Source organism: Parasedimentitalea marina, assembly GCF_004006175.1.
In the GTDB taxonomy this organism is placed as follows: Bacteria; Pseudomonadota; Alphaproteobacteria; order Rhodobacterales; family Rhodobacteraceae; genus Parasedimentitalea; species Parasedimentitalea marina.
Genome location: NZ_CP033219.1, coordinates 2,505,550 through 2,524,618 on the forward strand (window position 1 = coordinate 2,505,550; position 19,069 = coordinate 2,524,618).

Below are 19,069 nucleotides of genomic sequence, written 5' to 3' on the forward strand. Positions count from 1 at the left end.
GCAGATAGGCACCGACTTTCGCTAGTGCAACCCGAAGGCGAAGAAAATGTCATCTGTCCGCCAAAAGCCATATCAGCGACTTCTGCCGACATGGCTGGTTTGGAAAAACACGTGATTCTCTGCCTCTTAAAGCATCGCCATGCCACCGTTGACGTGCAACGTGGTGCCGGTGACATAGGCCGCCTCGGCGCTGGCGAGATACAGCACAGCGGCAGCGATCTCTTTAGAATCGCCCATGCGCGCGGCCGGGATCTGGGTCAGGATTGCGTCTTTCTGGGTGTCGTTCAGTTTCTCGGTCATTGCGGTCGCAATGAAGCCCGGCGCGATCGCATTGACCGTGATGCCCCGGTTGGCAACCTCATAGGCCAGCGACTTGGACATGCCGACCATCCCGGCTTTGGAGGCGGCGTAGTTACCCTGCCCCGGATTACCGGTTGCACCGACGATGGACGAGATATTGATGATCCGGCCCCAACGCGCCTTCATCATACCGCGCAACACGCCGCGGCACAGGCGCATGGTCGACGTCAGATTGACATTGATCACGCTATCCCACTCGTCATCCTTCATGCGCATAAACAGGTTGTCGCGGGTGATGCCAGCGTTATTCACCAAAATATCAACCGAGCCCATGGCGGCAATGGCCGCTTTGGGCAGCGCCTCGACCGAATCCTTGTCGGAGAGATTGCAGGTCAGAACATATGCGCGCTCGCCCAATTCAGCGGCCAGGGCCTGCAGCGGCTCTTCGCGGGTGCCGGACAGAACCACAGTGGCCCCGGCGGCGTGCAACGTGCGGGCGATATCGCCACCAATGCCACCGGACGCACCAGTGATGAGAGCATTTTTACCAGTCAAATCAAACATATCATATCCTATTGCTGTCCGATGCTCACAAGATTCAGAGCGGCGAACTATAAATGTGTCGTTTACGCTTCGGCGGCGGCTTTGGCGTCGTCCGGCGTTGCAACCTGACGGCTGGTCAGGCTGCGGTCGATCTTGCGAACCATACCGGACAATGCCTTGCCTGCGCCAATTTCCCAAAACTCGGTTACGCCTTTGGCGGCCATGACCTGAACGCTTTCACGCCAGCGCACCGAACCGGTGATCTGTTCGATCAAAAGAGCGCGAATCTCGGTGGGGTCGGTCACCACATCGGCACGGACATTGGCGATCACGGGAACGGCGGGAGCCTTGATATCGACAGCGGCCAGGGCCTCGGCCATGACATCGGCAGCGGGCTGCATCAGGGCACAGTGGAACGGTGCGCTGACCGGCAGCATCACCGCACGGCGGGCCCCGCGGGTCTTGGCGATCTCGGCCGCGCGTTCAACGGCGGCTTTGTGCCCCGAGACCACAACCTGTGTCGGATCATTATCATTGGCGGCCTGCACAACCTCGCCGTCCGAGGCGGCCTCGGCTGCGATCTCTTTGACGGTGTCAAAATCCAGCCCCAGCAAGGCCGCCATGGCGCCAACCCCGACGGGCACAGCACTTTGCATGGCTTTCCCACGGGTGCGCAGCAGACGGGCGGTGTCGGCAACCGAGATGGCACCCGCAGCGGCCAGTGCCGAATATTCGCCCAGTGAATGGCCCGCCACAAACGCAGCCTTATTGATGCTGACACCTTCTGTTTCCAAGGCGCGCAATGCAGCAATCGATGTGGCCATCAGCGCCGGCTGGGCGTTTTCAGTCAGGGTCAGAGCGTCGATGTCACCCTCCCAAATCAGGCTGCTCAGGGATTCACCCAATGCGGCGTCGACCTCGTCAAACACTGCCCTGGCTGCCGGATAGGCATCAGCCAGCGCCTTGCCCATTCCAATTGCCTGCGCGCCCTGTCCGGGGAAAACAAATGCGGTTGTCATCAAACACCTCATATAGACTGTATACTCTGCGATTTTGGCCGGTTTAGCGGTCCCGAGCGGTTCACACAAGAGAGCTGCACGTCTGCGCACAAATCCTGTGCAAAAGGAGATATCCGCCAACATTGCAACCCGCCGCATGATTGTTAGGTTGTGACAAACTGACAGCCCAAAAGGAATGCCCCAGTGTCCAGATCCAATAGCCACTCCAGATACGGCAGCGTCGCCAAGGGATTTCACTGGGTGATGGCCCTGCTGATCCTGACGGCAATTCCACTGGGATTGATCGCCAATGATTTGGCACATCAGATCAGCGGTCCCGGATTTGACGGCTCTCAGGCAACGATTACTCGGGTCTTCTTGCTGTTTTCGCTGCATAAAACCATCGGAATCGCGGTATTTTTCACGGCTCTGCTGCGCATCATGTGGGCCATCAGCCAGCCCAAGCCCGGGCTGCTTCACCCGGATCGCAAGCTTGAATCCTGGGCCGCTGAAACCGTGCACTGGCTACTCTATGGCTCGCTTGTGCTGGTGCCCTTGTTCGGATGGATTGAGCATGCGGCAACCAGTGGCTTTGCTCCGATCTGGTGGTCATTCGGGCAAGATCTGCCGCTGGTGCCCAAATCTGAAAGCGTCGCGCATTTCTTTGCATCGCTGCATGTCATTTTCGTCTGGGTACTGATTGTGTCGCTGCTGCTGCATATTGCCGGCGCGTTAAAGCACCATGTGATTGACCGCGATGCCACCCTGCGCCGGATGCTGCCGGGTAAATCAGAACTGCCACAACCAGCAGAGCACATCGCAAGCAGCATCCCGATGCTCAGCGCACTGGCTGTTTGGGCCGCAACCCTTGGAACAGGCGTTCTGCTGGGCTTTTTCGCAGCAAGTGATCAGACCACCACACAACTCGCGCCGGCGCAGTCTGCCCCACTGCAACAGGTCGCCTCGGGTTGGGCAGTACAGACAGGCACATTGGGCATCAGCATCACACAGATGGGCAGCCAGGTTTCAGGCAGTTTCACGGAGTGGACAGCGGCGATTAATTTCGATGACGCTGCCCCGGTGGGCCCTGTCGGCGATGTCGAGGTGACCATTACCATCGCATCCTTTGATCTTGGCACGGTAACGGCACAGGCCATGGGCCCCGACTATTTCGACAGCGCCACCTTCCCAACGGCTATTTTCACTGCGCAACTGGAGAAGCTGGATGTGGATTATCAAGCCGTCGGTACGCTGACGATCCGCGATAAAGTGGTGCCGCTGACCCTGCCCTTTACGCTGGACCTGCAGGGTGATCATGCCGTGATGAGTGGCTCTGTAACCCTGGATCGACTGGATTTTGATATCGGTAAAAGTTTGCCAGACGAGACATCATTGGGGTTCGGCGTCGAGGTGAAAATTGACTTGGCCGCTGACCGGGTGAACTAGCAGAGCCGCCATTTGATTGTCCTTTGACATCCTGTCAAACCGTCAAAGGATGTCGCGCGACACATATAAGGGCCGCTGACCTGAACGGGGTCAGCGGCCTTTATTCTGTCTGGTCCTTTTCAGGGATTGCCGTGGTCGCAAATTCAGCAACCGTCACAAACACTGCGAACCAAAGTGTTTTCAGTTCGGCTGACTCTTTAATCTCAACAGAACCACTACTTCCCTACAGATGGCGCCTCTGGCGGGCCAAGGGGAGGCCAATGGAATGACCACAGACTGTTGTTACAACGAAGAACCTCCGCCCAATGAATGGACGGAGGGGAATACTTAGTGTCTATCCGGTCCAGCGCGCAGAGCGGGCCCTGCCCTTCTGCCCTTTAGATCGGCGGCACAAATGCCCCGGTGAACTTTAGATACACCGGGGCACTGATCAGGTTTACTCAGCTTTCATCGCTTCGATCGAGATCTTGATGTCGACCTCGTCGCTCACGAACGGCGCGAATTTGCCCAGGTTGAAGTCCGACCGCAGCACGGTTGCGCTGGCGTCAAATCCGGCCCAAGGCTTGCCTGCCATCGGGTGATCGCCAACCTGATTCAAGACAGCATCCAGAACCACAGATTTGGTGGTGCCATTGATGGTCAGGTCACCGGTGATCTGAGCGGTGGAATCGCCGGTCACGTCAATTCCGGTCGATGTAAAGCTGACCATATCGGTGTCAGTCGCACCAAAGAAGTCCTGCGACATGAAGTGACCAAAGCGCTCTTCCCAGCCAGTGAACATCGACTTGGTTGGCATCGAAACGGCAACGCTCGACGCTGCAGGGTTTTCCTGATCAAACATCACGTCGCCCTCAAAACCGGAGAACATGCCCCAGGTTGTTGAGAAACCCAGGTGGTTATAGCTGAACAGGATTTGGCTGTGGCTGGCGTCCAGTACATATTTCTCTGGGGCCGCGAATGCAGCTGAGGCGGCGACGGTGGCCAGGGCGGCAGCAAGCAGGGTCTTTTTCATAAGGTAAGGGCTCCGGTTGAACAATTTATATGATCCAAGAAATGACAACTGACGCCGAGAATGGGAAGTCAGCAAATTCCAACATACCCTGTGAGCTAACGAACAAGAACCCGATCTCACCAGACCGGGTTCGTTCTCGCGCAAATGTGAAGTGGCCTAGCTCAGGATGGGAACCACACCGCTGAGCTGTTCGCGCAGCAGTTTCCGGGTCGACCCAAGGCTTAGCGGAAGGCGGATCAAAAGCGATCCGTCGATCTCGTACAATTCTACCGAACGATCTTTGAAGCGAACGCTGCCCAGGCTGTCATACCCGCGACGCAGAACCGTGCGCGGACGTCCTTGGCCTGTGCGTTGCAGCACCCGCAACTCGCGACGAATCGGATCGAAATAGGCATCGGGATGGGTGTCCGGATCGTTGACCATCATCAGAGCGATGCCGGCAAACAGGAAGAACACGGAAATCCCAATCTTGATCAACGCCATTTCAGGGTCATAAGCGGCACCCGGCATCAGCCAGATACCCGTCGAGCTGAGCACCATCGCAGCGCCAACAACCCGCAGCACGATTGAGCGCAGCTGCCAGTTGGGGCGAAAGCTAAGCACCAGTGGAAGCGCTTCGGCCATTGCATATAATCCACGCGGCGATGCCTTGTGGGTGTCGCTCGTCGGGATGATTTCAGTTACTGCCATAACGTCTGCCCTTTCTCGATAATCGCACCCTTTTGGGCGCTGTTAATCATTTGTTAACCTCAATCAAACCGAACATTGCGACGGGAATGGGGCGGATGCGGGGAAAATAGCGGGCAATTGCCATCAATGTTGCCATCTTGGAAACACGCATGAACTGCTGGCTTGCCCTTTCGGCCACAGCCTGTATATGGAGGCTTCCTTCCGTATCTAATTCGATCCGCGCAGACTCTCGTGGTGGGGCAGCGGAAGGGTCAAACGCCCCATCTTTGAAATGCGCCTTGAACATAACAGGAGCTCACATGCCGCTATATGAGCATGTAATGATTGCGCGTCAGGACTTGTCCAACACGCAAGCAGAAGGTCTCATCGAACATTTCGGTGCTGTTCTGTCCGACAACGGCGGTAGCCTTGTCGACAGCGAGTACTGGGGCGTCAAAACGATGGCCTATAAGATCAACAAAAACCGTAAGGGCCACTATGCCTTCCTGCGTACCGATGCCCCGGCACCGGCGATCCAGGAAATGGAGCGCCTGATGCGTCTGCATGACGATGTCATGCGTGTTCTGACCATCAAGATGGACGAACACAAAGAGGGCCCTTCGGTCCAGATGCAGAAACGTGACGAACGCGACTCCCGTCGCGAGCGCCGTTGATCGCTTAGGAAAAGGACGCTAAACCATGGCTGCAAAACCATTTTTCCGTCGTCGTAAAGTCTGCCCCTTCTCGGGCGACAATGCTCCGGCGATTGATTACAAAGACACCCGTCTGCTGCAACGCTACATCTCTGAGCGCGGCAAAATTGTTCCTTCACGGATCACCGCCGTCTCGGCGAAAAAACAGCGTGAACTGGCTCGTGCCATCAAGCGCGCACGTTTTCTCGCCCTGCTGCCCTACGCTGTTAAATAAGGAGCAACTGACATGAAAGTTATCCTTCTTGAGCGCGTCGCAAAGCTGGGCCAGATGGGCGACGTTGTTGACGTCAAACCAGGTTACGCACGTAACTTCCTGCTGCCACAGGGCAAAGGCTTGACTGCTTCGGCAGGCAACATTGCCAACTTTGAAACTCAGAAAGCGCAGCTTGAAGCTCGCAATCTGGAAACCAAAGCAGAAGCACAGGCCCTGGGCGAAAAGCTGGCTGGCCAGCAGTTCGTTGTGATTCGTTCGGCATCCGATGCCGGCGCTCTGTACGGGTCGGTCACTCCACGTGACGCCGCTGACGCCGCCACCGCCGAAGGTTTCTCGGTCGACAAAAAGCAGATCGCTTTGATCCACCCGATCAAAGACCTGGGTCTGCACGCCGTCGCCGTCAACCTGCACCCAGAAGTTACGGTTGAGATCGAAATGAACGTGGCACGTTCGGCAGAAGAAGCCGAACTGCAGGCTTCGGGCAAATCGATCCAGGAAATGGCTGCGGAAGAAGAAGCCGCTGCTGAGTTCGAAATTTCCGAACTGTTCGACGACATTGGCAGCGCTGCATCTGATGATGACGACGCACCACAGGCCGAAGAAGAAGCTTAATCGCTTCTCATTCGAGCTAAGACTTTGGAAAAGGCCGCCCGCTGTGGGTGGCCTTTTTCTATGGTCAAACAGGTTCAACAGAAACACTGGCCCAATGATCCCCTGCGCAGTATCGTTGATCTATTGATTGACGATTTTGCAAAGGATCCAGGCCATGACCGGAAAATTCCTGACTCTCTCTCTGTCGCTTCTGTTGCTGGCGGGCTGCGACGAAACTGTCCCGGTGGGGGCCCCCTTGCAACTGAATGGACAAGCGGGCGCTAATTTTGCTGCTGATGAGGCCCAGTGCCGGTCGCAAGCGCGCCAGGTTGGCACGGATCACATCGCAAAAAGCGCGGCGCTGGGGGGTGTTGGCGGTGCCATAGTCGGAGCAGGCGAAAGCCGGGACAAAGCCGCAGTTGGAGCTTTGGTAGGTGCTGCCGTGGGGGCCGCGGTGGGCGATGCGCAGGTCAAACAGGCGCAACGAAACTATCTTGTTCGCTGCATGCAGCAAGCGGGACATCCAGTAGTCGGCTAAACATGCGTCGCCCTGCCCCCCCCTGTGATCCTTAATCATCGGCGGTTTTACACCCATCCGGTTGCCCCTTGTGGTGAGTTCGCTAATTTGACGTCAAAACTTGCCTCTGGGGGAGATCGCTTATGAAACGCAGATCGGTATTAAGACTATTGGCGCTGCCAATCGTGCTTGCTGCTTGCTCGGGCAGTGTTGCTGGGCAATCCGGGAATGACGACTTTGATCCGCCGCTCTATCCCAATGAAACACCCGAGCTGCGCAGCCAAATCAACCACTGGGCCGATCACTATGACGTGCCGCGCGCGTTGGTGCACCGGCTGGCAATCCGTGAAAGCACCCATCGTCCCTGGGCAGTTGCGCGCCCCTATTACGGGCTGTTGCAGATCCTGCCCGCCACGGCGCGGTCAATGGGGTTCAAGGGCCAGCCAAAGGACCTGTTGGATGCCGACACCAACCTGGAGTTTGCAGTCAAATACCTGCGAGGCGCCTGGTTGATATCGGATGGCAGCCACGACATGGCCGTAAAGCACTATTCACGCGGCTATTACCCCGAGGCCAAACGGCGCGGGATGTTGAAAGAAACCGGCCTGGTCAACTAAGCGCCTCGCCGGTTTTTTGTACGGCGGGATTGCCCGGGACAGTGCCGGACAATCCCCTGATCTTAATCTTCCGGGCTCATCACTTTCCAGATGACAGCCCCCAGTGCAGCGCCGACCAGTGGGGCCACCCAGAACAGCCAGAGCTGCGCCAAGGCAGGACCGTCGGCGAACAGCGCAACACCTGTTGAACGTGCCGGATTAACCGAGGTGTTGGTCACCGGAATAGAGATCAGGTGAATCAGGGTCAGCCCCAGACCAATGGCGATCGGGGCGAACCCCGCTGGAGCCCCAGCGGAAGTCGCTCCCAAAATGATGATCAGGAACATGGCCGTCATCACCACTTCGATCACCAGGGCCGCCATCAGACCATAGCCCTGCGGTGACGCGGCGCCGTAGCCGTTTGATGCAAATCCGCCGACCCCGGTGAAGCCCTCTCCGCCGGACACAATGATATAAAGAACAACCGAGGCCGCAACGGCCCCTATAACCTGAGCCACCCAATAGGGGATCAGATCTTTAGCATCGAACCGCCCGCCGATCATCAGGCCAAGCGACACAGCCGGATTGAAATGCCCGCCTGAGATATGACCGACAGTATAGGCCATGGTCAAAACCGTCAGACCAAAGGCCAGGCTGACACCCAGCCAGCCGATGCCAACATCTGCGACCCCCGCGGCCAGAACGGCACTGCCACAGCCGCCAAGCACCAGCCAAAACGTACCGATAAATTCTGCCAACAACTTCTTTGTCATAACATGTCTCCTGAAAATACGATGACAAAAGCATAGCACACTCATAACGATTCCGAGCCTGCTATCGCTCGCGCGATGCCCATTGACTGGTTACGGACCAAGATCCACTTAGCGGGGTGCGCAGTCAGCGCAGTTTTGCCGAGACCACGTAAGGTCGGTCACCTGAATTAAGAATGTCATATGATTGCGCTAGCACCGTGTTATCCTGATTGGATAACAACAAAAACTTTGGGAGTTCACTATGCCTATTCAGATCGACCGTCGTTCATTTCTGGCTGGTAGTGCCGGCCTTATCGCACTGCATCCGTTTTCAGTTCAGGCCGCAACCAATCAGGTGCATCTGCGTTTGATGGAGACTACCGACCTGCATGTACATGTGTTCCCTTATGACTATTACGCCGACAAACCGCGTGACACTATAGGACTGGCCCGCACCGCGTCGATTGTAAAAGACATCCGCGCCGAGGCCACCAATTCATTGTTGCTGGACAATGGTGACTTTCTGCAGGGCAACCCAATGGGCGATTACATCGCCTATGAACGCGGCATGGCCGACGGCGACATGCACCCGGTGATCGCCGCGATGAACACGCTAGGGTTTGAGGCTTCGACGCTGGGCAATCACGAATTCAACTATGGCCTGGATTTCCTGATGAAATCGCTGGCCGGGGCCAACTATCCCGTGGTCTGCGCTAATATCGCCACCGAGACAGGGGCCACTCCGCGCGACGACAAAACGCTGCTACCTCCTTATGTGATGATCGAGCGCGAGCTGACCGATGGGGCCGGCAACAGCCATCCCATCAAGATCGGTTTGATCGGATTTGTGCCGCCGCAAGTGATGAACTGGGACCGCCGTCATCTAGAGGGCAAGGTGCAGGCGCGTGACATTCTGCAAACTGCGCGCGCCTATGTGCCCGAGATGAAGGAAAAAGGCGCGGACATTATTATCGCGCTATCCCATTCGGGCATCGGCTCTGCTCAGGAAAGCGACGGAATGGAGAACGCCTCGGTGCCACTGGCCATGGTCGAGGGTATCGATGCCATCATGACCGGTCACAGCCACCTGGTGTTCCCCTCGTCCAAATATGCTGACTTTGCCGGTGTTGATGTCGACAAGGGCACTATTCACGGCAAGCCCGCCACAATGGGTGGGTTCTGGGGCAGCCATCTGGGCCTGATCGATCTGATGCTGGAACGCGATGGCACTGGCTGGCGCGTGGTTGGCCATGATTCCGAGGCGCGGCCGATTTCCAAGCGCAACGAAGATCGCAGCTATACCGCACTGGTGGATGATGATGCCGCGGTGCTGGCCGCCGTCACCCAGGAACACGAAGAGACCCTGGCCTATGTTCGCCGTGCGGTGGGTAAGACAGACGCGCCGCTGCACAGCTATTTTGCACTGGTGGCGGATGATCCTTCGGTTCAGATCGTGTCGATTGCCCAGCAATGGTATATCGGCGAGATGCTGAAGGGCACCAAGTACGAGGGCCTGCCCATCCTGTCAGCGGCAGCACCGTTCAAGGCTGGCGGTCGCGGTGGCCCTGAGTATTACACCGATGTGCCCAAGGGCGATGTTGCGATCAAGAACGTCGCTGATCTGTATCTTTACCCCAATACGGCGCGCGCGGTGCTGGTCAACGGCGCTCAGGTCAAGGATTGGCTGGAGCGTTCGGCGGGAATCTTCAACCAGGTGGAGGTCGGCAAGGGCGACCAGGTGCTGCTGAACCCGTCGTTCCCCAGCTACAACTTTGATGTGATCGACGGGGTGTCCTATCAGATCGATCTGTCCCAGCCGTCGAAGTTTGGCACCAAGGGTGAACCCGGCGATGGTGGGGCCAGCCGCATCGTCAACCTGATGTATAACGGTGCACCCATCGATCCCGAGGCCCAGTTCATCATTGCCACCAACAACTACCGCGCCAGCGGTGGCGGCAAGTTCCCCGGTGCACAGGGCGACACCATTGTGTTTGAAGGGCCCGACACCAACCGCGACGTGATTGTCCGCTATATCGTCGAGAAAGGCACCATCAGCCCACGCGCCGATGCCAACTGGTCTTTCGCCCCCCTGCCCGGCACCTCGGTGCTGTTCGACACCGGCCCCAAGGCGTCCGATTATGTGGACAGCGTCGAGGGCGTAAAGATCGCCCCGGCAGGCGAAGGCCCCGAAGGCTTTGCCCGGTTCAAAATCGAACTCTAAACAAGCCCAAGCTGCTCGGCCCCTGTCGAGCAGCTTCACTTGCACGATCAAACACGCACAGCGCTTGCCTGTCGGGACCGTCAGATCTAAATTCACTTAAACTTTAGTGACCCGGATTTCCCATGCTCCCAATCCTCTATTCCTTTCGCCGCTGCCCCTATGCCATGCGGGCAAGGCTGGCTCTGGTCTCGTCTGGTCAGCAAGTCGAGTTGCGCGAAGTTGTGCTGCGCGACAAACCTGCGGCCTTTCTGGCCGTCTCCCCCTCTGCGACGGTGCCCTGCCTGGTGGCAGTCGATACGGTCTTCGACGAAAGCCTGGACATTATGATATGGGCGCTGCGCCAATCCGACCCCGAGGGCTGGCTGGATATGCCACCCGAGGGCTGGGACTGGATTACCCGCGCGGATGGCCCATTCAAGGCAGCACTGGACCATACCAAATACGCTAGCCGCTATCCAGATATGGACGCAAGTGAGCAGCGGGCCCTGGCAGGCGCGTTTCTGGCGGAGCTTGATCAGCAGATTGACCAATGGATCTTTGCACAGGCAAGTCTGGCGGATTACGCCATCCTGCCATTTGTGCGCCAGTTCGCTTTTGTCGACAAATCCTGGTTCGACGCCCAGCCCTGGCCCAATTTACAAGCTTGGCTAGAGAACTTCCTGACTTCAGACCGGTTCTCCGCAATCATGAGCAAGTATCCACAGTGGACCACGCAAGCAGATCTCACTCATTTTCCACATAAGGGGTTGTAGATCGAGCATCAGGCCACGCGCCGCGATTTACTCTATTATCCTCAGGGTAGAATTCATTATTCGCCTTCACATCCAGAAAAACCCATCTGAGACGATCAGACCACCAAAACGCAAAATGCGTTTTGGCGCAAAAATCATCGGCTCCGGTAGAATTTTAACGAATTCCAGCCTGTTTTTGACACCGAAAGAAGCCCTGTGCGTCGACGTGACCGGCTAGAGTCAAATCCTCCACAGACGACTAACACATTGTTTTAAAACAATAAATACCGAATTCTCACAGCAAACACAAGACAGTTCAAGTATTTCAACTTCCCCTCGGGCAGTAGAACCGCACCGCTTATATTCAATTTTTCACACACCTTTAATTATCTGCCCAACCCCGATTAGGGACCTGTTAATCTCTACAACCCAGATTGGTACCTGCATCCTGGGTGGGGTGGCGCTGATAAGTTGAGTGATAATCGAACAACTATTAGCAAGATCAGAATGGCCTTCAATTAGCCGCTAAAGGTGAAACAGCGTGAGGAATCTCATGCTACGTAAGGATTATTATTATGACCAGCATTCTGACAAACAATGGCGCAATGGTTGCTTTGCAGACACTTCAGTCCGTGAACAACGATCTGACCGACGCGCAAAACCAAATCTCGACCGGTAAAAAAGTTGGCTCCGCCAGCGACAACGCCGCTGTCTGGGCTATCTCGAAGACAATGGAATCTGATGTTGCAGGCTTTGAAGCAATCTCGGAAAGCCTGGCCGTGGGTGAAGCCACTGTTGCTGTTGCTTCAGCCGGTGCCGAGCAGATCGTGAACACACTGACTGACATCAAGGAACTTATCGTTTCCGCACAGTCCGAGAACGTCGATCACGTTAAAATTCAGGCCGACATCACTAAGAAAACTGAACAGATCGACGCGATCATGGCCGCTGCTCAGTTCAACGGTGTCAATCTGCTGTTGGATACAGTCGACGGTACTGAATCTTCGCTGGGTGTTCTTGCTTCGCTTGACCGCGTTGGTCCAACCGGCACGCCTACCGCAACTGAAATTGACATCGCTGCTATCGATTTCACATCCAATCTGGACATGTCCACTTTGACCGCGATCTCTGACAGCACCACTGCGGCCACGGCACTGGACGACATCGAAGCCTTCTTGGTCACAGCCATTGATGGTGCAGCTCAACTGGGTTCCGACGCTGCCCGTCTGAGTGACCAGGGTGAATTTGTCTCCAAGCTGACTGACGCCATGAAATTGGGTGTCAGCTCGATGACAGACACTGACATGGAAGAAGCATCGGCCCGCCTGAAGGCGCTGCAAACTCAGCAGTCACTGGCCGTTCAGTCGCTGACAATTGCCAACAGTGCACCGTCGACACTGTCGCAGCTGTTCCGCTAAACACACTGATCCGGGGCGCCTATCGCGCCTCGGATCACCTTTTAAAATGAATAGCCGGTCCTCTATAATTGAGGGCCGGCTATTTTTGTTACTGGTCACATGTTGAGGTCTGAGTAGCGTTGTGTGGAAAAGAAAAAGGCCGCTCAGATGAGCGGCCTTTTAAATAGGTAAGAGGAGAAGATTTACTCTTCTTCAAGCGCCTCAACAGCCTTTTGAAGGTCGTCTTTTGAGACTTCCTTTTCGGACACATCAGCCAGTTCAAACACATAGTCGATGACTTTGTCTTCAAAGATTGGCGCGCGAAGCTGTTGCTGCATCTGGGCGTTTTTCTGAACAAATTCAAAGAATTCACGTTCCTGACCCGGATACTGACGGGCCTGGCCCATGATCGCTTGAGTCATTTCAGCGTCGGTCACTTCGACTTCGGCTTTCTGACCCAGTTCGGCCAGCAACAGACCCAGACGGACCCGGCGCTCGGCCAATGCCTTGTGCTCGTCGGTGGTTTCGATCTCGGGGTGATCGTGGCCTTCGACTTCTGGGTTGTCTTCGTGCCACAGCTGGTGCGCGATCTGGCCTGCTTCAGATTCCAGCAGCGATGGAGGCAGGTCAAACGAGACCAGCTTGTCCAGGGCGTCCAGCACGGCACGCTTCATCACTGCGCGCGAGGCACCAGCGTATTCAGCTTCCAGACGTTCACCAATCTGAACCTTCAGACCAGCCAGGTCTTCGGCGCCAAACTTCTTGGCCAGCTCATCGTCGAGCTCGGCAGCGACCGGGGCTTTGACTTCTTTCACGGTACAGGTAAAGACAGCTTCTTTACCGGCCAGGTTTTCCGCCTGATAGTCCTCGGGGAAGGACACGGTGACGTCCAGTTCAACACCGGCTTTAATGCCAACCAGCTGTGGTTCAAAACCCGGAATGAAGGAGTTTGAGCCCAGAACCAGTGGGAAATCGTCAGCAGCACCGCCATCAAAGGCTTCGCCGTCAACTTTACCCAGGAAGTCGATGACAACCTGATCGCCGTCCTCGGACGCAGCACCCTCTTCGCGGGCTTCGAAATTTTGAGCGGTTTCAGCAAGGTTGGCCAGCGCTTCGTCAACGTCGGCTTCACCGGCTTTGACAACCAGCTTTTCCAATGAGACCGATTTCAGATCGACCTCAGGAATTTCAGGAAGAGCTTCGTAGGACATGTCGACTTCGATGTCGTCGCCCGGCTTCCAGTCGTCGTTGGTCATTTTGACGTCTGGCTGCATGGCAGGACGGTCGCCGCTTTCTTCAAAGTGCTGGTTCATCGCACCGTCGATGGTTTCCTGCATCGCTTCGCCCGTCAGGCGTTCGCCATACTGCTTTTTCAGCAGCGCCATTGGCACCTTACCCTTACGGAAACCCTTCATTTCGATGCCCGGCTGAGCCTCGACCAGCTTTTCGTTTACTTTGGCGTCCAATTCAGCCGCGGTAACGGTAATCGCATAGCCGCGTTTCAGACCTTCGTTCAGCGTCTCGGTGACCTGCATGTCATTCCCCATAGAGATTCGGAGGCATGCACAGAGACATCCCCCCAGATAAATTTGACGCCTTGTATTTCCCATAGGCGCGCCGCGCAAGAGGCATTGCTGTCTGACAGGGATAGTTAAGCGGGAAAGCCCCGAATTTTACCTCTGCGCATGAAAAAACACGCCCTAAGAGGCGTGTTTCTGGTGTTTCAGATCTGGTTTGGAGTGCTTAGAACTTCCAGCGCGCACCCGCCATGATCACGCTACTGTCACTGTAGGTGGTGCTGGTGTCTTCATAGGCGTACTCGCGGTAGGCCAGATAGGCCTCGACGTTGTAGTTGTCGATTTTCTGGGTGGCAGCAACGCCCCAGGACTGTGCTGAGTCACCGGTCGAAGCCATATCCGAGCCGTCATAGTAATCGACCGAAAAGGCGGTTGCGCCGAGAGAAGTCAGATCGGCTGTGTAACCCAGCTTGGCATAGCCGTAGCTGCCCGCAATATCGCGTTCACCTGATGCAAGCGCCAGCGACAATCCGGTTGGCTTATGCTCCAGCGCGACCGACCCGACGATGTCGCGTTTGTCTGCGGTGCCGGTTTCTTCGGTCCATGCCGCACCCAGGGCTGCAGCAAGAGCAAAGTCGCCCAGGTCATTGTTGTTATACCGAACAGCGACGTCATATGTCTCGCGGTCGTTGCTGGTCTTCAGAATATCGGTACCGTAAGAGGCCGAGAATACGAACCCATTGTAGCTATTGGAGTCGTACCGCACACGTCCAAGACGCCCACCGTCATAGTCGGTGAAGACATCACCCACATTGACCGAGCTGAGCGCACCAGCCGAAGTCCGGAACGCGTAGCCGCCTGCTGGGTCTGCAACTGCAACACCGGCAACAACACCGGTACCAGACTGGTCACTGCCAGCAATACCGTCCGACGCCATCGAACCCTGACCGGCCGAGAACTTACCAAAACGAGCGGTATCATACTGCAAGTCTACATGACGGAGATTGGTACGATCCCAGCTTAGAGCGTCTCCTGTCGAGCTCTGGCTGACGCCGTCAGAAGAGCGAAGACCAAAGGCCGTTTCAAAATGAAACGTCATGGTGTTCTCGCCGAAGGCCTGTGACAGACGGAAGCCAATACGGGAGTTGGACCCCGCGTTATCGACCAAGCGGTCGTAGGTCTCGGTGCCATCATCATAAGATTGGAAAGATGGGTCAAACTGACCATACCAGGTAAAACTGCCACCGGTGTCGTTTTCATAAGTGGGCCCAGCGAAAGCTGGCGACGCAATGGCGGTGGCCAGTGCAGCTGCACTGGCGTTAAATGCAAGTTTCTTGTTCATGAGTAGGTGCTCCTAGTTCCTCATCACAGTCAGGAACACCTCGTTCCATCCATAAGGGACCCGACTTACGAATTGGGCTAACATGGGTTTTTTTTGCTGCCGATACTTGAAAAACGACAACGTGATTCAGGCGAAATCAAGTGGCGAAATCTTGCTCATTTTTCTCACTGAATCGGCAATTTTCCCCTTACTAGCAAGGCGTTAAGTGATCCAGTTCACACAAGCATGCGCCTACTGAATAGCCGCACTGCGCAGGGCGCAACTCTCAGAATCACAGGTGGTATTTTGATGCGGCGCATTTGAGTTCGACCACAAAGAGCAAGTGGCATCCTGCTGACTTGCCCCCAGACTGTCGCTTGCACGAGGTCGAACCGCCGGTCCCCACATCTGTGGCAAAACCGTCGTCGCGCAGTCAGGATAGACACACATCAAATACGGGGTCATGTTATATCCCATAAAGAAAGACACTGCGCTGAAGCCGACAATTCCAAATCGCCAGGTCTTTTTATACTAAGGTGGCACACGCCTTTGCCGCCCCCAATCGGCTGTATTGGATCGCAGTGCAGAACACCTGAACCTGACCAACGAGGCAAGAATGCACCGACGGCCCATACAACTGGATCTCTTTCACCAGGCCGAGGAAACGTCGAAGATGAGCGGGTCGCTATTCTCGCGCACCTATCGGTTTGTGGCTTTAGATGTGGAAACAGCCAATGGCGACTCCGGCAGCATCTGCCAGTTGGGATTGGCAATGGTGGATCATGACGGTGTCATCCAGACCGCCAGCTTCATGATTGATCCAGAAGTCAGATTTGCACCTTTCAATACCCAGCTGCACGGCATTGGGCCCGACACGGTGGCGGGTCAGCCCAGATTCGGAGACGTCATTGAACCATTGCGCGATTTTCTGACACGACATGTGCTGGTTCAGCACAGCCAATTTGACCAAAAGGCGATCGGCGCCGCCTGTCGGCGGTACGATCTGCCGAATCTAAGCACCCGCTGGCTTAATTCAGTGCAGGTTGCCCGCAAAGCCTGGCCTCAACTGCGTGGAAATGGCGGGCATGGGCTGGGCAACCTACAAAAAGTGTTAAGATTGAACTTCAAACATCACGACGCAGCCGAGGATTCAAAGGCTGCAGCGCAAGTAATTTTGCTGGCCGAGGCCGAATTAGGTTTCAATTTTATCGAATAGTTTCAGTCTCGGCGGCAAAAATCTCAGCGGCTCGACCGGTCCGATACTCTCTCGTGATTCTGTGATTTTCCAACTTTTTCAACAAGCGATTACCGATTAAAGGATGTGGCCTGATAGTCATTCTGCCACAAATTGCAGAATGCAACTTGGGCGATTTGTCCGTTAAATCAGTCAAGACGCTGCGCAGATATATTCGCCAAAGATCTGACCTAATCCCAATCTCCCCGTTAGGACTTTCCGGGAAAATGGGTGCTAGAACAGCCAGGCACCAAACATCTCGGTGGCACAGCGATAGACCGCTCTCTGTATAGTCAGAACGACTCCGAAGCTCAGCCTACAGGTTGAGCAAAACATGGGGTCAAACGCCTCAAACTATGACTACTTGGAGTACTAACTATGACCAGCATTCTGACAAACAACGGCGCAATGGTTGCCTTGCAGACACTTCAGTCGGTGAACAACGATCTGACCGAAGCGCAGAACCAAATCTCGACCGGAAAAAAAGTTGGCTCCGCCAGCGACAACGCCGCTGTCTGGGCTATCTCGAAGACGATGGAATCTGATGTTGCAGGCTTTGAAGCAATCTCGGAAAGCCTGGCCGTGGGTGAAGCCACTGTAGCTGTTGCTTCAGCCGGTGCCGAGCAGATCGTGAACACACTGACTGACATCAAGGAACTTATCGTTTCCGCACAGTCCGAGAACGTCGATCATGCCAAAATCCAGGATGACATCACCAAGAAAAGTGAACAGGTTGCTGCCATCATCGCAGCAGCACAGTTTAACGGTGCCAACCTGCTGGCGACTGACATTGATGGCAATTCAACAACAAGCATGGGTGTAATTGCCTCTCTTGACCGCGTGGGTCCAACCGGCACCCCTTCGGCAACTGAAATCAGCATCGACACCGTCGATTTTGAAGCCAACGTTGACTTGGTTGCCAACTTGACTGCCATCACTGACAGCACCACCGCTGCAACTGCGTTGGGCGAAATCGAAGCCTTCCTGTCTACGGCTATCGATGGCGCTGCTGCACTGGGTTCTGACTCGGCTCGTTTGACCGATCAGGGTGAATTTGTCTCCAAGCTGACCGACGCCATGAAATTGGGTGTCAGCTCGATGACAGACACCGACATGGAAGAAGCATCGGCCCGCCTGAAGGCTCTGCAAACTCAGCAGTCACTGGCAGTCCAGTCGCTGACAATTGCCAACAGTGCACCGTCGACACTGTCGCAGCTGTTCCGCTAAACACATTGATCCGGGGCGCTTCGGTGCCCCGGATCTTTTGACGGTCAAACTGCATGTTATGATACTGAAGCTCCCGGGGATCGTGTCTTCCTTATCTGGGGTGTTTGCTCCTTCGGACCAGGCTCGTCCGGTTTCCACGACTCCCTCATTTTGTGTATTCACCCGGATCCATCTTGAGACGTTGCCCCAGCCATCCAAGTCCCCACCAAATTCCCCCTCCCGCGTATACTAGCCAGGTTCACTACCTGATAGATCGCCTAATTATTTGAAAACCATCAAGATATTCGAAGATACCAGAAGATAGTCATTTTCAAAAAAAAGCATTTTCTCCTCTGGACCTCACCAATTTCCATGGCTATACGGTCACACATGATCCGGCGTAGCTCAGCGGTAGAGCAGTTGACTGTTAATCAATTGGTCGTAGGTTCGATCCCTACCGCCGGAGCCATAAAAAGCCACTAAGCTCAATAGCTTGGTGGCTTTTTTGGTTCTCACTTGTAATTGATTTTGCCACCAAGTCTGCGCAGGTTCCGGCAGAGCTGCAATTGCTGTCATCAGATCGGCCGCCGCCCTGCCATCACAATCGAGATCAATCAATGGCTGGACCAAGCTGATCTTCCGGTGGCATCAATCGTGAACGGGTTTAAGTGGGCGACAGGATGTGAATCGCGCGGCCTGCCAGCATGTCTTTGGTGCGCGCACTGTAGGCCGCCATGTGAGCAGAGGCAGCATGGGCACCAAGAGCTGCCATGCTGTCCCATTTTTCGACAACAACAAAGGTGTCCGGCCCAAATTCCGTTTGCATCGGCCCGGCATTTTCAGTGTCGATTGTTGCCTCATAGGCAATGCAGCCATCCTCTGCCAAAACCGCAGGGACATTGGCGTCAAAAATTTCCAAAACCGCCTCTCGTTGACCCGGTTTGGCGGTGATGATGGCAATCACATGGACGATAGACATAACTGTTTTCCCATTGGTAAGTCTGGATTTTTCCAAATCTAGCGGCAGCACCGCCCAACTGCAACAGGGCGCATTTGCCCAAGTTGGATCACACTATCGGCGTCGCTAGTAA

At 55.4% G+C, this 19,069-nt stretch carries 20 protein-coding genes and 1 tRNA gene; 12 read left to right on the forward strand and 9 right to left on the reverse strand.

All coding sequences use genetic code 11. The features are described from left to right. Nucleotides 1–126 precede the first annotated feature (126 nt). Both fabG and fabD read right to left on the reverse strand, forming a co-directional pair. A complete protein-coding gene (fabG, locus tag EBB79_RS12115) occupies nt 127–864 on the reverse strand; it encodes a 3-oxoacyl-[acyl-carrier-protein] reductase (protein WP_127749132.1) in 738 nt (245 codons plus the stop codon). 62 nt (nt 865–926) lie between these two features. Further along, nucleotides 927–1,862: an ACP S-malonyltransferase gene (gene fabD / locus EBB79_RS12120; protein WP_127749133.1), complete on the reverse strand. Its 936-nt coding sequence runs from the start codon at nt 1,860–1,862 to the stop codon at nt 927–929. Between the two features lie 183 nt (nt 1,863–2,045). Here fabD and EBB79_RS12125 point away from each other — a divergent pair, with 183 nt between their 5' ends. Beyond that, the gene (locus EBB79_RS12125) at nt 2,046–3,287 is read left to right on the forward strand and encodes a cytochrome b/b6 domain-containing protein (protein ID WP_127749134.1); all 1,242 of its coding nucleotides are present in this window, start codon (nt 2,046–2,048) and stop codon (nt 3,285–3,287) included. Between the two features lie 436 nt (nt 3,288–3,723). On the opposite strand, the gene EBB79_RS12130 is transcribed toward EBB79_RS12125, so the two are convergent. The 3 genes from EBB79_RS12130 to EBB79_RS12140 form a co-directional block, all read right to left on the reverse strand. Continuing rightward, nucleotides 3,724–4,299, reverse strand: a complete 576-nt coding sequence (locus EBB79_RS12130) for a YceI family protein (protein ID WP_127749135.1) — start codon at nt 4,297–4,299, stop codon at nt 3,724–3,726. A 156-nt stretch (nt 4,300–4,455) separates the two neighbouring features. Beyond that, the gene (locus EBB79_RS12135; protein ID WP_127749136.1) at nt 4,456–4,989 is read right to left on the reverse strand and encodes a hypothetical protein; all 534 of its coding nucleotides are present in this window, start codon (nt 4,987–4,989) and stop codon (nt 4,456–4,458) included. A gap of 46 nt (nt 4,990–5,035) precedes the next feature. Continuing rightward, on the reverse strand, nt 5,036–5,275 hold the full coding sequence (locus tag EBB79_RS12140) for a hypothetical protein (protein WP_127749137.1): 240 nt from the start codon (nt 5,273–5,275) through the stop codon (nt 5,036–5,038). A 13-nt stretch (nt 5,276–5,288) separates the two neighbouring features. Here EBB79_RS12140 and rpsF point away from each other — a divergent pair, with 13 nt between their 5' ends. From rpsF to EBB79_RS12165, 5 genes are all read left to right on the forward strand, one after another. Then, complete coding sequence (gene rpsF / locus EBB79_RS12145) at nt 5,289–5,642, forward strand: 30S ribosomal protein S6 (protein WP_127749138.1); 354 nt, start codon at nt 5,289–5,291, stop codon at nt 5,640–5,642. Between the two features lie 25 nt (nt 5,643–5,667). After that, complete coding sequence (gene rpsR / locus EBB79_RS12150) at nt 5,668–5,895, forward strand: 30S ribosomal protein S18 (protein ID WP_005852865.1); 228 nt, start codon at nt 5,668–5,670, stop codon at nt 5,893–5,895. Nucleotides 5,896–5,907: 12 nt separating this feature from the next. Continuing rightward, on the forward strand, nt 5,908–6,507 hold the full coding sequence (gene rplI / locus EBB79_RS12155) for a 50S ribosomal protein L9 (protein ID WP_127749139.1): 600 nt from the start codon (nt 5,908–5,910) through the stop codon (nt 6,505–6,507). Between the two features lie 154 nt (nt 6,508–6,661). Then, nucleotides 6,662–7,024: a glycine zipper domain-containing protein gene (locus EBB79_RS12160; RefSeq protein WP_127749140.1), complete on the forward strand. Its 363-nt coding sequence runs from the start codon at nt 6,662–6,664 to the stop codon at nt 7,022–7,024. 122 nt (nt 7,025–7,146) lie between these two features. Further along, a complete protein-coding gene (locus EBB79_RS12165) occupies nt 7,147–7,620 on the forward strand; it encodes a lytic transglycosylase domain-containing protein (RefSeq protein ID WP_127749141.1) in 474 nt (157 codons plus the stop codon). Nucleotides 7,621–7,682: 62 nt separating this feature from the next. On the opposite strand, the gene aqpZ is transcribed toward EBB79_RS12165, so the two are convergent. Next, nucleotides 7,683–8,372, reverse strand: coding sequence for an aquaporin Z (gene aqpZ / locus EBB79_RS12170; RefSeq protein ID WP_127749142.1), 690 nt, complete (start codon nt 8,370–8,372; stop codon nt 7,683–7,685). Nucleotides 8,373–8,613: 241 nt separating this feature from the next. Between aqpZ and EBB79_RS12175 the strand changes: the two genes are divergently transcribed. The 3 genes from EBB79_RS12175 (at nt 8,614) to EBB79_RS12185 (ending at nt 12,721) form a co-directional block, all read left to right on the forward strand. Then, nucleotides 8,614–10,572, forward strand: coding sequence for a bifunctional 2',3'-cyclic-nucleotide 2'-phosphodiesterase/3'-nucleotidase (locus EBB79_RS12175; RefSeq protein ID WP_127749143.1), 1,959 nt, complete (start codon nt 8,614–8,616; stop codon nt 10,570–10,572). 122 nt (nt 10,573–10,694) lie between these two features. Next, entirely contained in the window at nt 10,695–11,324 is a 630-nt protein-coding gene (locus tag EBB79_RS12180; RefSeq protein WP_127749144.1) for a glutathione S-transferase, read from the forward strand. A gap of 554 nt (nt 11,325–11,878) precedes the next feature. Continuing rightward, nucleotides 11,879–12,721 carry a flagellin N-terminal helical domain-containing protein gene (locus EBB79_RS12185; protein ID WP_127749145.1) on the forward strand — a complete coding sequence of 281 codons (843 nt, stop codon included), beginning with the start codon at nt 11,879–11,881 and terminating at the stop codon, nt 12,719–12,721. Between the two features lie 182 nt (nt 12,722–12,903). On the opposite strand, the gene tig is transcribed toward EBB79_RS12185, so the two are convergent. Further along, entirely contained in the window at nt 12,904–14,235 is a 1,332-nt protein-coding gene (tig, locus tag EBB79_RS12190; RefSeq protein ID WP_127749146.1) for a trigger factor, read from the reverse strand. A 208-nt stretch (nt 14,236–14,443) separates the two neighbouring features. Beyond that, nucleotides 14,444–15,559, reverse strand: coding sequence for a porin family protein (locus tag EBB79_RS12195; RefSeq protein WP_127749147.1), 1,116 nt, complete (start codon nt 15,557–15,559; stop codon nt 14,444–14,446). 652 nt (nt 15,560–16,211) lie between these two features. Between EBB79_RS12195 and EBB79_RS12200 the strand changes: the two genes are divergently transcribed. The 3 genes from EBB79_RS12200 (at nt 16,212) to EBB79_RS12210 (ending at nt 18,447) form a co-directional block, all read left to right on the forward strand. After that, the gene (locus EBB79_RS12200; protein ID WP_127749148.1) at nt 16,212–16,754 is read left to right on the forward strand and encodes an exonuclease domain-containing protein; all 543 of its coding nucleotides are present in this window, start codon (nt 16,212–16,214) and stop codon (nt 16,752–16,754) included. Between the two features lie 396 nt (nt 16,755–17,150). Then, nucleotides 17,151–17,999 (forward strand): flagellin N-terminal helical domain-containing protein, encoded by an 849-nt coding sequence (locus tag EBB79_RS12205; protein ID WP_127749149.1) that lies wholly within the window; start codon nt 17,151–17,153, stop codon nt 17,997–17,999. A gap of 373 nt (nt 18,000–18,372) precedes the next feature. After that, a tRNA-Asn gene (locus EBB79_RS12210) sits at nt 18,373–18,447 on the forward strand. 195 nt (nt 18,448–18,642) lie between these two features. Here the strand turns inward: EBB79_RS12210 and EBB79_RS12215 are convergent. Next, nucleotides 18,643–18,957 carry a putative quinol monooxygenase gene (locus EBB79_RS12215; protein ID WP_202977618.1) on the reverse strand — a complete coding sequence of 105 codons (315 nt, stop codon included), beginning with the start codon at nt 18,955–18,957 and terminating at the stop codon, nt 18,643–18,645. Nucleotides 18,958–19,069 lie beyond the last annotated feature (112 nt).

What these genes read in the sequence shown, in the direction of transcription:
- fabG (WP_127749132.1), bottom strand. Translation starts at nt 864, where the DNA reads ATGTTTGATTTGACTGGTAAAAATGCTCTCATCACTGGTGCGTCCGGT.
- fabD (WP_127749133.1), bottom strand. Translation starts at nt 1,862, where the DNA reads ATGACAACCGCATTTGTTTTCCCCGGACAGGGCGCGCAGGCAATTGGA.
- EBB79_RS12130 (WP_127749135.1), bottom strand. Translation starts at nt 4,299, where the DNA reads ATGAAAAAGACCCTGCTTGCTGCCGCCCTGGCCACCGTCGCCGCCTCA.
- EBB79_RS12135 (WP_127749136.1), bottom strand. Translation starts at nt 4,989, where the DNA reads ATGGCAGTAACTGAAATCATCCCGACGAGCGACACCCACAAGGCATCG.
- EBB79_RS12140 (WP_127749137.1), bottom strand. Translation starts at nt 5,275, where the DNA reads ATGTTCAAGGCGCATTTCAAAGATGGGGCGTTTGACCCTTCCGCTGCC.
- rpsF (WP_127749138.1), top strand. Translation starts at nt 5,289, where the DNA reads ATGCCGCTATATGAGCATGTAATGATTGCGCGTCAGGACTTGTCCAAC.
- rpsR (WP_005852865.1), top strand. Translation starts at nt 5,668, where the DNA reads ATGGCTGCAAAACCATTTTTCCGTCGTCGTAAAGTCTGCCCCTTCTCG.
- rplI (WP_127749139.1), top strand. Translation starts at nt 5,908, where the DNA reads ATGAAAGTTATCCTTCTTGAGCGCGTCGCAAAGCTGGGCCAGATGGGC.
- EBB79_RS12160 (WP_127749140.1), top strand. Translation starts at nt 6,662, where the DNA reads ATGACCGGAAAATTCCTGACTCTCTCTCTGTCGCTTCTGTTGCTGGCG.
- EBB79_RS12165 (WP_127749141.1), top strand. Translation starts at nt 7,147, where the DNA reads ATGAAACGCAGATCGGTATTAAGACTATTGGCGCTGCCAATCGTGCTT.
- aqpZ (WP_127749142.1), bottom strand. Translation starts at nt 8,372, where the DNA reads ATGACAAAGAAGTTGTTGGCAGAATTTATCGGTACGTTTTGGCTGGTG.
- EBB79_RS12175 (WP_127749143.1), top strand. Translation starts at nt 8,614, where the DNA reads ATGCCTATTCAGATCGACCGTCGTTCATTTCTGGCTGGTAGTGCCGGC.
- EBB79_RS12180 (WP_127749144.1), top strand. Translation starts at nt 10,695, where the DNA reads ATGCTCCCAATCCTCTATTCCTTTCGCCGCTGCCCCTATGCCATGCGG.
- EBB79_RS12185 (WP_127749145.1), top strand. Translation starts at nt 11,879, where the DNA reads ATGACCAGCATTCTGACAAACAATGGCGCAATGGTTGCTTTGCAGACA.
- tig (WP_127749146.1), bottom strand. Translation starts at nt 14,235, where the DNA reads ATGCAGGTCACCGAGACGCTGAACGAAGGTCTGAAACGCGGCTATGCG.
- EBB79_RS12195 (WP_127749147.1), bottom strand. Translation starts at nt 15,559, where the DNA reads ATGAACAAGAAACTTGCATTTAACGCCAGTGCAGCTGCACTGGCCACC.
- EBB79_RS12200 (WP_127749148.1), top strand. Translation starts at nt 16,212, where the DNA reads ATGAGCGGGTCGCTATTCTCGCGCACCTATCGGTTTGTGGCTTTAGAT.
- EBB79_RS12205 (WP_127749149.1), top strand. Translation starts at nt 17,151, where the DNA reads ATGACCAGCATTCTGACAAACAACGGCGCAATGGTTGCCTTGCAGACA.
- EBB79_RS12215 (WP_202977618.1), bottom strand. Translation starts at nt 18,957, where the DNA reads ATGTCTATCGTCCATGTGATTGCCATCATCACCGCCAAACCGGGTCAA.